We start from the raw sequence: 14454 nt of genomic DNA, 5'->3' as shown, positions 1-14454 counted from the left end.
GGCGCCAGCGCATGGAGGCACCACGAGCGGCGGTGCCTCCATGCGCTGGCGCACGGGATCCCGAGGCGAGGCTTTAGGAAACCGGCTCGAACGCGCCGCTCTTGTCGTCGAGGAAGTGCAGCACGCCGTCGGCGATGGCGAAGAACGCGCCGCGCAGCCGCAGCTCGCCCCTGGCGACCTTGCTGCGCACGCAGGGGAAGGTCATCAGGTTGTCGAGGCTCACCTTGACCGCGGCCTGTTCCATCGCCCGCTCGGCTTCGCGGCCCGTCGTGCCCAGCGTTTCGGCGACCGGCGCCCGCGCTTCGTCGAGCATCGAGATCCAGTCGGCGACGAACCCGCCCTGGCCCAGCTCGGCGCCCTTGAGGTCCTGCGTCAGCGCTGCCTTGCAGCCCCCGCACAGGCCGTGGCCCATGACCACGACTTCCTTGACCTTGAGCACCTGCACCGCGAACTCGAGCGCGGCCGACACGCCGTGGTGGCCGGGGGTCGTCTCGAACGGCGGCACCAGCGCCGCGACGTTGCGCACGACGAAGATTTCGCCGGGATCGACGTCGAAGATCTGGCTGGGGTCGACCCGGCTGTCCGAGCAGGCGATGACCATGACCTCGGGCGACTGGCCCTTGCCAAGCTGGTCCCAGCGCTCGCGGTTGGATGTCCAGCCGGTGCTGCGGAACCGGCGGTAGCCATCGAGAAGATGGTTCAAGACGCGCTCGTCCGTCGGGGCGGGGGTTTCTGCGGTCATGGAAGCCTCCATTCTGAAGTTTCGCTTTCCCTTACCCCGGATATTCCTGCTGGCAAGGCCGGGCACATGTGACTATCTGGGCGGCATGAACGATCTTTCTTCCGTGCCGAGCCCCGAAGACGCCCCGCAGCGCCAGCGCAAGCCCGACTGGATCCGCGTCAAGGCGCCGACCAGCAAGGGCTACGGCGAGACCCGCCAGCTCATGCGCGACCTCAAGCTCAACACCGTGTGCGAGGAAGCGGCCTGCCCGAACATCGGCGAGTGCTGGACCAAGAAGCACGCGACGGTGATGATCCTGGGCGATACCTGCACGCGCGCCTGCGCCTTCTGCAACGTCAAGACCGGCATGCCCGGCCGCGTCGACCCCGCCGAGCCCGCCAATGTCGCCGAACTGGCGCTTAAGACCGGCCTCGAGCACATCGTCATCACCTCGGTCGACCGTGACGACCTGCCCGACGGCGGTGCCTCGCAGTTCGTGAAGGTCATCGAGGCGATCCGCGCCGCGACTCCCAGCACCACGATCGAGATCCTGACGCCCGACTTCCGCAACAAGATGCAGCGCGCCGTCGAGGCGATCGTCATGGCGCGCCCCGACGTCTACAACCACAACCTCGAGACCGTGCCGCGCCTCTATCCCACGATCCGCCCCGGCGCGCGCTATTACGCCTCGCTGCGGCTGCTCGAGGAAGTGAAGCGCCACGATCCGTCGATCTTCACCAAGTCCGGTGTCATGATGGGGCTGGGCGAGGAGCGGCTCGAAGTCCACCAGGTGATGGACGACATGCGCTGCGCCGACATCGACTTCCTGACCATGGGCCAGTACCTGCGCCCGACGCCCAAGCATGCCGAGGTCAAGGAGTTCGTGACCCCGCAGGCGTTCAAGGCCTACGGCGCCATCGCCCGTGCCAAGGGCTTCCTGCAGGTGGCCGCCTCGCCGCTGACGCGTTCCAGCTACCACGCCGGCGCCGACTTCGCCGAGATGCGCGCCGCCCGCGAGGCGAAGCTCGCCAAGGCCGCGCTCGTGGGCGTGAAAGCCTGAGCCGTGCCGGGTATCCATGAAACGAAGCGCATGCCGTACAGCGCCGAGCAGATGTTCGACCTCGTCGCCGATGTGGGCCGCTACCAGGAATTCCTGCCCTGGGTCGTCGCCACGCGGGTGAAGTCGGACGACGGCTCCGAGATGGTCGCCGACATGCTCGTCGGCTTCAAGGCGCTGCGCGAGAAGTTCACCTCGCGCGTCGAGAAGGACCGCCCGCGCGAACTGCGCGTCCACTACATCGACGGACCCATGCGCGACCTTGAGAACCGCTGGACCTTCCATCCCGTCGATGGGCACACCTGCGATGTCGAGTTCGACGTGAAGTTCACGTTCCGCAACGCCCTGTTCGAGAAGCTGGCCGGCCAGTACTTCGACAAGGCTTTCCGCAAGATGGTTGCCGCGTTCGAGACGCGCGCGGCGGAGCTTTACGGGGTGGCGCAGGACGGCTGAGCAGGGCCGTCGCCCTCGCGAAAGCGAGGACCGCTGGCCGCGCCGCGCGGCTTCTCGGCTAGGTTGTGCCTGACGCCGGGTCGCTCCTGAAGAACCGCCAGTGGTCCCGGATCGAGTATGGGACGACAGATGACGCCGCGCCGCGCACTCAAACTGCCCTTGGTATCCGCACCGCGCGCACGCATCCGTCCCGGCACCCACCCCGTCATCCCCGCGAACGCGGGGATCCCGCTTCCTCCCCCCCCCCCTTTCGGCGACGCGCAACCAAGCGGGGCCCCCGCCTTCGCGGGGGCGACGAGAGTTTTTTCCTTGGTATTGGTAGCGGAACCGTCAGGCGTGCCCGCCGGTGCGCCCACCCTCAGGGCAGCAGCAGTTCCAGCGCGATGATCGCCGCCTGGTGCCGGATCTCGGCGCGGGTCTTGCCTTCCAGCAGCTTCTGCTCGGCATGGACGTTCTCGTCGTCGCGCACGGCGCAGGCGAAGACCACGGTGCCGACCGGCTTCATCTCGCTGCCGCCGCCGGGCCCGGCGATGCCGCTGATGGCGACTGCGATATCCGCGCGGCTCTTGCTGATCGCGCCTTGAGCCATGGCCCAGGCCGTCGCCGGAGAGACCGCGCCGAACGAATCGATGATGTCGGCGTGAACCCCCAGCATCTCCATCTTCGCCTCGTTCGAATAGGTGACGAACCCGCGGTCGAGCACGGCGGAGGATCCGGGGATTTCGGTCAGGGCCGCGCAGACGAGGCCGCCGGTGCAGCTTTCGGCCAGCGCCACGGTGCGGCCCAGCGCCTTGTTCTCGTCGATCACGCGCTGGGCGAGCGCGACGAGGTCTTCGGGAAAGAAGCGGTTCATGGCGAGGTCCTTTCGGGCGTCAGTCGCGGCAGAGGGCGACTTTGCCGAGCTTGGGATCGGCGGCGCTCGCCACTTCGAGCGTCAGCGCGATCAGGCCGGCGGTGTTCTCGGGCGGCAGCGGCGAGAGCAGGTCGATCGCGAGGTCCAGCTTGGTGCAGGACTTGGGCGCGATCCGCTGCGAGACGAAGCCTTCCACGAAGACGTCTGCAAGCTGGCGCACCGTCTCATCCGGGAGGTTGCGCACCATGTTCGCCGACCCGCTGCCTTCGGCGCCGAGCGTCTTCATGAACGCGGGCTTCGCCTGCGGCCAGTAGCGGTCCTTCTGCCCGGCGTAGCGGGTCGCCAGCTGCGGTCCCTGGCGGCGCAGGAAGGCGTCGGCGGGCAGGGAGGGGGCGCAGCGCTTGGCGGTGCCGTTGATCGCCTGGGGCAGGGCATAGGCGATGAGCGCGGTCGCCTCCTTCTTGGTGAGGCAGACCGGTTCCGCCGCTGCCGCAAGGCCGGGGGTCAGGGCGGCCACGAAGGCGATCGTCTTGGCGAATGCGTGCATGAAAATTCCTCGTCCGACCGGTGTTTTACAGGCGGATCAGGCTGACTGCGGCCTGTGCGGCGATGCCTTCGCGCCTTCCGGTGAAACCCAGCTTCTCGGTGGTCGTTGCCTTCACGCTGACGAGAGCGATGTCAACGCCGAGGATTTCCGCCAGTCTTGCACGCATGGCCTCGCGGTGCGGGCCGATCTTGGGCGCCTCGCAGATGATCGTCACATCGGCGTTACCCAGCCCGTAACCCGCCGCTAACACCACCTTAGCGGCATGGGCGAGGAAGCGGTCCGAGGCCGCGCCCTTCCACTGCGCGTCGCTGGGCGGAAAATGCTGGCCGATGTCGCCCGCCCCGACTGCGCCGAGCATCGCGTCCACCAGAGCATGAATGGCAACGTCGGCGTCGCTATGGCCCGAAAGTCCATGCGTATGCTCGACCCGAACCCCGCAGAGCCACAGTTCCTCGCCTTCCTCCAACTGGTGGACGTCGTACCCGGTGCCCACCCGCACCGGAGGCTGGGAAGGCGCGAAATCGGCGGCATAAGTCAGCTTGTGCAAGCTCTCGTCTCCTTCGACCAGGGCGATTTCCATGCCCCATGCCTGCGCCACCTGCGCATCGTCGCCGGCATCGAATGCCCCCTCCCAAGCGCGGTGCGCGGCGAGGATGGCGTCAAAGCGGAAGGCCTGCGGCGTCTGCACCCGGCGCAAATCCTCGCGCGGGGCGGGCGCGCCCATGACCTCGCCGGGCCCGGCATGGGCGAGACTGTCGACCACGGGCAGCACCGGAATGGCCCCGTCCCATATGTCCAGCGCTTCGTGCAGGCGCTCGATGACCGCAAGCGGCAGGAGCGGGCGCGCAGCGTCGTGGATCAGCACCCGGTCCACCGCCCATCCGCCAAGGACCTCGAGCCCGACGCCCACCGACTGCTGCCGCGTCGCTTCGCCCGTAGTGAAGCTCACGCCGGCGATGCCGGCCAGCGCCTTGCTGGCAATCGCGTAGGCCCCCTCGGGAATCACGACCACGATCGGATCGCAACCGGCCTCGGCCAGCGCCTCGACCGAATGGCGGACCACCGGCTTGCCGCGCCAGAGTGCGAATTGCTTGGGCAGCGGCTGTCCGGCGCGCAGCCCCTGGCCCGCCGCGACGACCAGCGCGGCGACGCTCCCGCGATGCACGGTGGTATTCTGCGGCTCTGTAACGGATTGCGACATTGTTTTCGCCGGTAAGCGCTTGCTCGGCGCAGGGCAATCCACTATGCGCTGCCTGTTTTTTAGGCAGCATTGCACAGATCATGAATCCATTGCCCAATCCTCCGGCATTGAAGCCCATCCAGGTCGGTCCCGTGACGATCGACTGCCCGGTCGTGCTCGCCCCGATGACGGGGGTGTCGGACCTCCCGTTCCGCAAGATGGTCCGCGGCTTCGGTTCGGGCCTCAACGTGACCGAGATGATCGCCAGCCCCGCTGCTATCCGCGAAACCCGCGTGTCGCTGCAGAAGGCGATGTGGGACGTGATCGAGGATCCGGTCTCGATGCAGCTCGTCGGCTGCGAGCCTGAACAGATGGCCGAGGCGGCGAAGCTCGTCGAGGACCGCGGGGCCGCCATCATCGACATCAACATGGGCTGCCCGGTCCGCAAGGTCGTCAACGGCGATGCAGGCTCGGCGCTGATGCGGCAGATTCCGCTGGCTACCCGGCTGATCGAGGCGACGGTCAAGGCAGTCAAGGTGCCGGTCACCGTCAAGATGCGCATGGGCTGGTGCCACGACAGCCTCAACGCCCCCGAACTTGCGCGCATAGCCGAGGATCTCGGCGCGCAGATGATTACCGTCCACGGCCGGACCCGCAACCAGATGTACAAGGGCGAGGCCGACTGGGCTTTCGTCCGCTCGGTGAAGGACGCCGTCTCGATCCCCGTCATCGTCAATGGCGACATATGCACCATCGACGATGCCGCGCAGGCGCTCGAGCAGTCGGGCGCCGACGGCCTGATGATCGGGCGCGGCGCCTACGGCCGCCCCTGGTTCCTGGGGCAGGTCATGCAGTGGTGGCGCGGCAGCCAGGTCGCCGCCGACCCGACGATCGGCGAACAGTACGACATCATGCGCCGGCACTACGAGGACATGCTCGATCACTACGGCAGCGACACCGGTGTACGCATGGCCCGCAAGCACCTGGGTTGGTACATCAAGGGCGTGCGGGGCTCGGCCGAGTTCAGGAACAAGGTGAACTTCATAAGCGATCCCGATGAAGTTCTTCGCGAATTGGCCGAATTCTACGCCCCCTACCGGGATGGCGGATCCGCCGATGGACAGCTCCAGGCGGCATGAGCCTCGCCCTAGGAGCCGCGATTCCCGAGGCGCAGCGACTGCTCGCCAGCCTGCCGCAGGCCGTGGTGCTTCTGGAGCCGGGCATGACGATCGCGTCGCTCAATCCGGCGGCGGAGCAGTTTTTCGGCCAGTCTGCCCGGCGGCTCGTGGGAACCTCACTGCGAGAGATCATCTCCATCTCCGACCGGCGCCTGCTCGATCGCCTCGGCGACTACGAGACGCCGGTCTCCGCGCGCGAGATCGTCGTTCAGCTCAAGGGCAAGGGGGCTCGGCGGATCGACATCAACGTCGCACCGATCGCGGACACGCCGGGTTGGCAGGTCCTCACCATCCACGACAACAGCGCCACTGACGCGCTCGGAGAGGATTCGGGCGGGCCCGACAATGCGGTCCTGCGCGGTCCCGAGATCATGGCGCACGAAATCAAGAACCCGCTCGCCGGTATCCGGGGCGCCGCCCAGTTGCTCGCCCGTCGGATCGACGATCGCGACCGTTCGCTGACCGACCTGATAACCGGGGAGGTCGACCGGATCGCCGGGCTTATAGAGCGTATGCAGAAGCTGAGCGGGCGTACCACTCCGCCGGTCGAAGCCTGCAATCTCCACGAAGCTTCGCGCCGGGCGATCGACGTGCTCGACGCTGCCAATGGAGAGAAGGGGCGCCGCTTCCGTCTCGTCGAGGAATTTGATCCTTCGTTGCCGCCGGTGCTGGGCAGCCCGGACGGGCTTGTCCAGGTCATGATCAACCTGCTCTCGAACGCCGCCGAAGCCTGTCAGGATGCCGACGACCCACGTGTGATCATCCGCACGCGTTTCGCCAGCGGCCTGCAGCTTCAGACCGAGGATGGCAGCGCGCCGCTGCGCCTGCCGATCGAGGTGCGCGTGAGCGACAACGGGCCGGGCATTGATGCCGCCATGCGCGACCACATCTTCGAGCCGTTCGTCACCACCAAGAAATCCGGGCAGGGCCTTGGCCTCCCGCTGGTCCGTAAACTGGTGCGCGACATGAACGGCCGCATCACCCACGAGCGCAACGAGGAGGCGGGTCTGACGCACTTCCGCATCCACCTGCCCCTGGCCCGCGAACAGCGTAGTCGGCCGCGAAGGAAGCCCGCATGACGCACGTCCTGCTGGTCGAGGACGACATGTCCATCGCCATCGTCATCACCGCCGCGCTCGAGGACGAGGGCTTCGCGATAGTTCACTGCCAGACCATCGCCGAGCGCGACCGGCAGTTGGCCGGCGGCAGTTTTGCGGCGCTGGTGACCGATGTGATGCTTCCCGATGGCGACGGCATCGAGACCATCGACCGCGTTCGAGCACTCCATCCCCAGATGCCGATTGTCATTCTCTCGGCGCAGAACACGCTCGACACGGCGGTCCGCGCTACCGATACCGGCGCCTTCGAATACTTTCCCAAGCCCTTCGACATCGACGAACTGGCACGCACGGTACGCCAGGCTGCCGGCGCAGCGCAGGGACGGCAGGCGGGTGAGGACCCGGTTGCCGACGGGTTGCCCCTCGTCGGCCGCAGCGCTGCAATGCAATCCGTGTTCCGCATGATCACGCGAGTCCTGCGTAACGATCTGACCGTGCTGATCCTCGGCGAGTCCGGTACCGGCAAGGAGCTTGTCGCAGAGGCGATCCATCAGCTCGGCAACCGCCGGACCGGTCCCTTCATCGCCGTCAACACCGCCGCGATTCCGGCGGAGCTTATCGAAAGTGAACTGTTCGGCCACGAGAAGGGCGCGTTCACCGGCGCCGTCGCCCGACATGTCGGCAAGTTCGAGCAGGCAGCGGGCGGTACGCTGTTCCTCGACGAGATCGGCGACATGCCGATGCAGGCGCAGACCCGCCTGCTGCGCGCGCTCCAGTCCGGTACGGTGCGGCGAGTAGGCGGACGAGAGGAAATCCGTCTCGACACCCGTATCGTGGCGGCCACCAACAAGGACCTCGAACCGGAGATCGCCGCCGGGCGCTTCCGCGAGGATCTTTATTACCGCCTCAATGTCGTCCCCATTCACATGCCGCCGCTGCGCGATCGCCGGGACGACATCGACGTTCTGGCGCGGCATTTCCTCCAGCACGCGGCGAATGAAGGCCTGCCACGCCGCCAGCTCACCCGCGAGGCGGCAGAACTGCTCAGTCGGCAGCCGTGGCGCGGCAACGTGCGTGAGCTCAAGAATTTCATCTACCGCCTCGCGCTGCTGGCGCGGGAGGACCTCATCGATGTCGATTCGATCCTGCCTCTTCTGGTACAGGCACCGGCGACGCCACTGGCGGGCGAAGGCGAGCCTACCGGCCATGCCAACGGCTACGACATCGCCGGCGCAGTGGCGCACTGGCTCACGGTGACGCGCCCCGCCAGCGGGACGATCTACGACAGCGCCATGGCTGCGTTCGAACGCCCTCTGTTCGCCGAGGTCCTGCGCGAAACAGCAGGAAACCAGCTGCGCGCCGCGCAGGCGCTCGGGATCAATCGCAACACCTTGCGCAAGCGCCTTGGCGAGCTGGCACTCGACCCCGAGGAATTCGCTCGTCGATCGTAGTTCTACCGTGGTGGATTCCCTCTTGCAGCCGAGACACAGTGCTGTTGTAAGGTTGCAACGATGATGGAGAGTTCAGTCCAGGAGCGCGCTCAAAAGCGAGCATGGCCGCGCTGGTGGCGGCGGATGCAGGTGGCTGCGCGCCGGGCTAACTTCTTTGCGGTGATGGAAGTGCTTTCCGTCGTAGCATTCCTCGCCATGACGATAGCGACCTGGCTCGCGCTCAACAACGGCGGTGACCGACGCGAACTGTTGCCGTCGAACCTCACCGCCAGCCTGCTGGTCGGCACCCTCGTGCCGGCGATGGCGCTTCTTGTGTTGCTAGGCCGCCGTATGGCACTGCGCCGCGCGGCCGAGAACATCGGCGGCACCGGCCGCATGCATGTGCGCCTGGTATTCATCTTCTCGTTGATTTCGGCCGTGCCGACGTTGCTGGTCGTGGTTTTCGCTTCGTGGCTGTTCCAGTCAGGCGCCGAGTTCTGGTTCTCCGACAGCTCGCGCGGGCTGCTCGAGAACGCAAACAAGCTGGCGCATGGCTACTACGAACAGACTTTGCGCGACGTGGGTTACGAATCGGTCGCAATGGCCCAGGATTCGCGAGACACGCTGGCCGTTTACCCTGTCGCCAGTCGCGAGTTTCAGGCGTTCCTGGCGGAGCAGGTGTTGCGGCGGAACCTCAGTGTCGCCGCGCTCATCCAGATCGACGCCAACGGTAACCAGCGCACGCCGATCATCGTCGATCCCGACGGCAAGTCGGAGAACAATCGCATCAGTCAGGACGTCCTTAATCGGCTGGGCGCGGGCGATCCTTATGTCGTCAACGCCAAGGACAACCGCATCGTCGCGGCCACGCCGATAGAGCGTTCCTCGGGCGTCTACCTCCTCGTCATCCGCAGTTCCGACCTGCTGTCACTGAGCCAGGGCGAGCGGGCCGAAAATATCGTCCAGGCCTACGAAGTCCTCACCAGTCGCGCTCGCGTTCTGCAGTTGCGCTTCAACGTCGCGCTGTTCGTCGCCTCGCTGGCCTTGGTCGGCCTCGCGGTTTGGTTCGCGCTGCGCTTCGCCGACCGGCAGGTCGCACCGCTGTATGAACTTGTCGATGCTGCTCGCCGGGTCGGTGCGGGAAACTATGCGCTGCGCATCGAGGGGCGCACCGGTGCCGACGAGATCGGCCTGCTCAATCGCGCTTTCAACCGCATGACCGGGCAGATCGAGAAGCAGACGCAGGCGCTTCTTGGCGCGAACCGGCAGTTGCACGAACGCCGCCTGTTCATCGAGGCCGTTCTTGAGTCCGTCACGTCGGGGATCGTCTCGCTGGACGAACAGGGCCGCATCCTGCTGATGAACAGCACGGCCCAGAAGCTTCTCACCGACCGTAGCGGTGAAATGCCCGAGGGAATGCCGATCGCGGAACTGGCACCGGCGATTGCGGCACTGGTCGAAAAAGGCTCCTCGGACGGCATCGTCCAGTACAACCGGAGCGGCGATCTCCTCACGCTGGCGGTGAAGACCAGCCGGGATGCCACCGGCTACGTCATCACCTTCGAGGACATTACCCGTCAATTGCTCGACCAGCGCACGGCGGCATGGTCCGACGTCGCTCGTCGTATCGCCCATGAGATCAAGAATCCGCTCACGCCTATCCAGTTGGCCACAGAACGCCTCAGCCGCCGCTATCGCAAGCAGATCACCGATAATCCCGAACTGTTCGAAGATCTTACCCGCACAATCATCCGGCAGGTGGGTGAACTGCGCAAGATGGTCGACGAGTTCTCGTCTTTCGCGCGTCTGCCCAAGCCGGTTTTCCGCGCCGAAGACCCGGTTGCGCTGACGCGCCAGGCCCTGTTCCTGCAGGAAGTTGCGCGGCCCGACATTGCCTTCGCCTTCTCCAGCGAACGCAACGTCGGCGTCATCGACTGCGATCGACACCAGTTCGGGCAGGCCATGACGAACGTTCTGAAAAATGCCGTTGAAGCGATTGAAATAAAATCGAAAGATGGCGGCGAGGATTATCACGGCGCGATCTTCGTGGAAGTCGTCGACCACGATCTGTCGATTCTCGTACGGGTTACGGACAACGGCGTCGGCCTGCCAAAGGACCGTGAGCGCATTATCGAACCTTACGTGACCACGCGCGAGAAGGGGACCGGCCTTGGTCTCGCCATCGTCAACAAGATCATCGAGGAGCACGGCGGGGAGATGACGTTCACCTCCGCGCAAGGTGGCGGCACCACAGTGACCATGCGCTTCGCCCACGATCCGCTCGCGCTCGAACAGGGACGCAAGGTCGAGGCCGCGCAATGATGCCCTACCTTTCCTCACCCGCTTTACCCAAGACGAAGAAGAAAAGCTGATGGCACTCGAAATCCTGATCGTTGACGACGAACGCGACATCCGCGAACTGGTCGCCGGCGTGCTGAGCGACGAAGGCTATGAATGCCGCACGGCCGGTGACAGCGAGAGTGCGCTGGCGGCCGTCGATGCGCGCCGTCCCTCGCTTGTCCTGCTTGATGTCTGGCTTCACGGTAGCCCGATGGACGGCCTCGAAGTGCTCGACGCGATCAAGTCCCGCGAGCCGGAACTGCCGGTCATCATTTTCTCCGGCCACGGCAACATCGACACCGCCGTAGCCGCGATCAGCCGGGGAGCGATGGACTTCATCGAAAAGCCCTTCGAAGCTGAAAAACTGCTCCATCTCGTCGGCCGTGCCACCGAGACCGAGCGCCTGCGCCGCGAGAACGCTCAGCTCAAGCAGGGACAGGGCTTCGGAGGGTCCGACGAGTTCACGGGGTCCAGTGGTGCGATCAACCAGGTCCGCGCCACCTTGAAGCGTATCGCCAACACCGGCAGCCGGCTGCTCATCACCGGTCCCGCCGGATCGGGCAAGGAAGTGGCCGCCCGGCAACTTCACGCCTGGAGCCCGCGCGCGGACAATGCCTTCGTCAGCGTCAATTCCGCGCGCATCACGCCGGAACGCTTCGAGCAGGAACTGTTCGGCGAGGAAGCCGACGGCGCCCTGATCCGTCCCGGCCTGCTCGAAACCGCCGACGGCGGCACGCTCTATTTCGACGAGGTGGCAGACATGCCGCTTTCAACGCAGGCGCGTATCCTGCGGGTGCTCACCGACCAGGCTTTCGTGCGCGTTGGCGGCACCCGGCAGATCCGCGTCGATGTGCGCGTCGTGTCTTCCACGTCGCGCGACCTAGAAAAGGAAATCGCCGAGCGCCGCTTCCGAGAGGACCTGTTCTACCGTCTCAACGTCGTTCCGGTTTCGATACCCGCGCTTCGCGAGCGGCGCGATGACATTCCCGCGTTGATCGACCACTTCTTCGCGCGCTACGCCAGTGAGCAGGGCGTCACCCCGCCGGCAGTCAGCGGCGAGGCGATGACGGCGCTCCAGGCTTACGAATGGCCAGGCAACGTGCGCCAGCTTCGCAACGTCGTCGAGCGCACGGTCATCATGGCGCCGCGCGAGAAACTGGCGCGGATCGAGGCGGACATGCTCCCGCCGGAAATCTTCAACAGCCGGGGAGGGGGCGATGCCGGGGCTCCGGTGATGATGAGCGCTCCTCTTCGGGAAGCGCGCGAGAGTTTCGAGCGAGAATACCTGCGCGTGCAGATACGCCGGTTTTCCGGCAATATCTCGAAGACGGCAGCCTTCATCGGGATGGAACGCTCGGCACTTCACCGCAAGCTCAAGCTGCTCGGCATGTCCGAGCGCCGCGAGGACGAGGCTGACGCGGACGAGGCCCTCCAGGGCCCGGCATAACCAAAACTGTAACATTTTCGCTGCAAAAATGCAGTTTACTGCATTGCAGCAAATAGGTAGGATTCGATTCGAGAACGGTGCCGGGTAATCCGGTGCCAGATCGCGGACCGCATAAGCGGCCGCCAAAAAGATGGAGAATATCATGGCTGGTCGTACGCTCACCGCGAGGCCCAAACCCACGCCGCCGCCAGCCGCTGAGCCGGCCGAGGTTCCCGCAGGCGCGGCCGTATCGGCGCAGGCTGCCGTTGCCCCGCCATCGGGCAAGGGACAGAACCTCCAGGACCAGTTCCTGAACCTTTTGCGCAAGAACAAGACCCCGGTTACCATGTTCCTCGTCAAGGGCGTGAAGCTGCAGGGCATTGTCACCTGGTTCGACAATTTCTCGATCCTGCTCCGGCGCGATGGCCAGTCGCAGCTGGTCTACAAGCATGCGATCTCGACGATCATGCCCTCGACCCCGGTCGATGCGCGACAGTTCTCGAGCGGCTCGGAGACGGCGAAGAAGACGCGCGTGCTGCAGGACGTATTCCTGTCCAGCATCCGCAACGCCGGCGTGCAGGTCACCATGTTCCTGATCAATGGCGTCATGCTGCAGGGTCGCGTGGCCGCCTATGACCTGTTCTGCATGCTGCTGGAGCGCGAAGGTTATGTGCAGCTGGCCTATAAGCATGCCGTATCGACGATTCAGCCCGTGACTCCGGTCGATCTTCAGGCGCATGAGGAAAACGACGATTGACGTCGCGACTCCGGATTGAAGCTGAACCGATTTGAACGATGAACTGAAGGACGAGGTCACGCGCGGCGCGCGTGCCCTCGTCGTGTACCCGCAGATGCGTGGCCCGCGGGGCCAGATGGCGGATCTCGACACCGAAGCACGCCTCGAAGAGGCGAGGGGCCTTGCGCTCGCGATCGGCCTCGAAGTGGTGGAGGCGATTGCGATCGTCATCCGCGAGCCGCGCGCCGCGACACTGTTCGGCGAAGGCCAGATCCAGAATATCTCCGTCGCCTGCGAACTCGACGGGGCCGAGCTGGTCATCGTCGACGGCTCGCTGACGGCGATCCAGCAGCGCAATCTCGAAGACAAGCTCAAGCGCAAGGTCATCGACCGCACCGGGCTGATCCTCGAGATATTCGGCGAGCGCGCCGCAACCGCGGAAGGCCGCCTCCAGGTCGAACTCGCGCACCTCGATTACCAGGCCGGCCGCCTCGTGCGGAGCTGGACCCACCTCGAACGCCAGCGCGGCGGCTTCGGCTTCCTCGGCGGACCGGGTGAAACACAGATTGAGGCGGACCGCCGCCTGATCCGCGACCGCATGGCCAAGATCCGCCGGGAGCTGGAGCAGGTGCGCCGCACCCGAGGTCTTCATCGCGACCGGCGCGAAAAAGCGCCCTGGCCGATCGTGGCGTTGGTCGGCTACACCAACGCTGGAAAATCGACGCTGTTCAATCGCCTGACCGGCGCAGAGGTGATGGCGGAGGACCTGCTGTTCGCCACGCTCGACCCGACGATGCGCGCGATTCGGTTGCCCGGCATGGAAAAGGCCATCTTGTCCGACACTGTGGGCTTCATCTCGGATCTGCCGACCCAGCTGGTCGCCGCGTTCCGTGCAACGCTCGAGGAAGTAACGGCGGCGGACGTCATCGTCCATGTCCGCGACATCGCCAATCCCGATACCGAAGCGCAGAAACGCCAGGTTCTCGATGTTCTTGCCGACCTCGGCGTCCTGCATCCGCAGCCCGACGCGCGGACGCTGCGAAACGCCGCCCGCGAAGAGCGTGCTGCCGGGTGGGCTCAGGAGGAGAAGGAAGACAAGGCCGATGGCGAGCCCCAGATTCCCATCATCGAGGTGTGGAACAAGTGGGACCTGCTTAAACCGGAGCAGGCGAAATCGCTGCGCGAGGTCATGGCTCATCGCGATGGCGATACCATCGTTCCGGTTTCCGCGCTGACGGGCGAAGGATGCGACGAGATGCTGGCGGTCACCAGTCGCACGTTGACGCTCGATTCCAAGCTATACAGCTTTGTCGTTCCCGCCGCTGATGGCCAGCGCCTGGCCTTCCTCCACGCCCGGGGCGAAATCGTGGGCGAGGAAGACGCGGGCGAGGGTGCGCAAGGGCCGCTGCTGAGACTTCAGGTTCGCCTGTCCGCGCGTGAACTTGGCCGTTTCATGTCGCTTTGAAAGGTCTTGG

13 protein-coding genes are annotated in these 14454 nt (G+C 65.6%); 9 read left to right on the top strand and 4 right to left on the bottom strand.

Features of this window, described 5'->3' with window-relative positions; all coding sequences use genetic code 11:
- Positions 1 to 73 precede the first annotated feature (73 nt).
- Positions 74 to 742, bottom strand: coding sequence for a carbonic anhydrase (locus AC07M9_RS07670; RefSeq protein ID WP_494882692.1), 669 nt, complete (start codon positions 740 to 742; stop codon positions 74 to 76).
- Between the two features lie 85 nt (positions 743 to 827).
- Here AC07M9_RS07670 and lipA point away from each other — a divergent pair, with 85 nt between their 5' ends.
- A complete protein-coding gene (gene lipA, locus AC07M9_RS07665) occupies positions 828 to 1781 on the top strand; it encodes a lipoyl synthase (RefSeq protein ID WP_494882690.1) in 954 nt (317 codons plus the stop codon).
- A 3-nt stretch (positions 1782 to 1784) separates the two neighbouring features.
- Complete coding sequence (locus AC07M9_RS07660) at positions 1785 to 2231, top strand: type II toxin-antitoxin system RatA family toxin (protein ID WP_494882688.1); 447 nt, start codon at positions 1785 to 1787, stop codon at positions 2229 to 2231.
- A gap of 358 nt (positions 2232 to 2589) precedes the next feature.
- Here AC07M9_RS07660 and AC07M9_RS07655 read toward each other — a convergent pair whose 3' ends face one another.
- The 3 genes from AC07M9_RS07655 to AC07M9_RS07645 are packed head-to-tail and all read right to left on the bottom strand — an operon-like array spanning position 2590 to position 4832.
- A complete protein-coding gene (locus AC07M9_RS07655; protein WP_494882686.1) occupies positions 2590 to 3084 on the bottom strand; it encodes a CinA family protein in 495 nt (164 codons plus the stop codon).
- Positions 3085 to 3103: 19 nt separating this feature from the next.
- Complete coding sequence (locus tag AC07M9_RS07650) at positions 3104 to 3631, bottom strand: hypothetical protein (protein WP_494882684.1); 528 nt, start codon at positions 3629 to 3631, stop codon at positions 3104 to 3106.
- A gap of 25 nt (positions 3632 to 3656) precedes the next feature.
- Positions 3657 to 4832, bottom strand: coding sequence for a bifunctional 2-C-methyl-D-erythritol 4-phosphate cytidylyltransferase/2-C-methyl-D-erythritol 2,4-cyclodiphosphate synthase (locus tag AC07M9_RS07645; RefSeq protein ID WP_494882682.1), 1176 nt, complete (start codon positions 4830 to 4832; stop codon positions 3657 to 3659).
- 80 nt (positions 4833 to 4912) lie between these two features.
- Between AC07M9_RS07645 and dusB the strand changes: the two genes are divergently transcribed.
- The 7 genes from dusB (at position 4913) to hflX (ending at position 14444) form a co-directional block, all read left to right on the top strand.
- Positions 4913 to 5950 (top strand): tRNA dihydrouridine synthase DusB, encoded by a 1038-nt coding sequence (gene dusB, locus AC07M9_RS07640; protein WP_494882680.1) that lies wholly within the window; start codon positions 4913 to 4915, stop codon positions 5948 to 5950.
- Positions 5947 to 7068, top strand: a complete 1122-nt coding sequence (locus tag AC07M9_RS07635) for a two-component system sensor histidine kinase NtrB (protein WP_494882678.1) — start codon at positions 5947 to 5949, stop codon at positions 7066 to 7068. Before dusB ends, AC07M9_RS07635 begins: the two co-directional genes overlap by 4 nt.
- Positions 7065 to 8498 carry a sigma-54-dependent transcriptional regulator gene (locus tag AC07M9_RS07630; protein WP_494882676.1) on the top strand — a complete coding sequence of 478 codons (1434 nt, stop codon included), beginning with the start codon at positions 7065 to 7067 and terminating at the stop codon, positions 8496 to 8498. Before AC07M9_RS07635 ends, AC07M9_RS07630 begins: the two co-directional genes overlap by 4 nt.
- A gap of 123 nt (positions 8499 to 8621) precedes the next feature.
- Entirely contained in the window at positions 8622 to 10799 is a 2178-nt protein-coding gene (locus AC07M9_RS07625) for a sensor histidine kinase (protein WP_494883904.1), read from the top strand.
- A gap of 49 nt (positions 10800 to 10848) precedes the next feature.
- Complete coding sequence (ntrX, locus tag AC07M9_RS07620; RefSeq protein ID WP_494882674.1) at positions 10849 to 12264, top strand: nitrogen assimilation response regulator NtrX; 1416 nt, start codon at positions 10849 to 10851, stop codon at positions 12262 to 12264.
- A gap of 142 nt (positions 12265 to 12406) precedes the next feature.
- The gene (hfq, locus tag AC07M9_RS07615) at positions 12407 to 13000 is read left to right on the top strand and encodes an RNA chaperone Hfq (RefSeq protein ID WP_494883903.1); all 594 of its coding nucleotides are present in this window, start codon (positions 12407 to 12409) and stop codon (positions 12998 to 13000) included.
- A 31-nt stretch (positions 13001 to 13031) separates the two neighbouring features.
- Positions 13032 to 14444 carry a GTPase HflX gene (gene hflX / locus AC07M9_RS07610; RefSeq protein WP_494882673.1) on the top strand — a complete coding sequence of 471 codons (1413 nt, stop codon included), beginning with the start codon at positions 13032 to 13034 and terminating at the stop codon, positions 14442 to 14444.
- The last annotated feature ends 10 nt before the right edge of the window (positions 14445 to 14454 follow it).

The sequence above is a fragment of the Novosphingobium sp. GW821-FHT09E05 genome (genome assembly GCF_059416165.1).
Note: the sequence above shows the minus strand (reverse complement) of the source record. Positions and strands in the feature narration are given on the sequence as shown.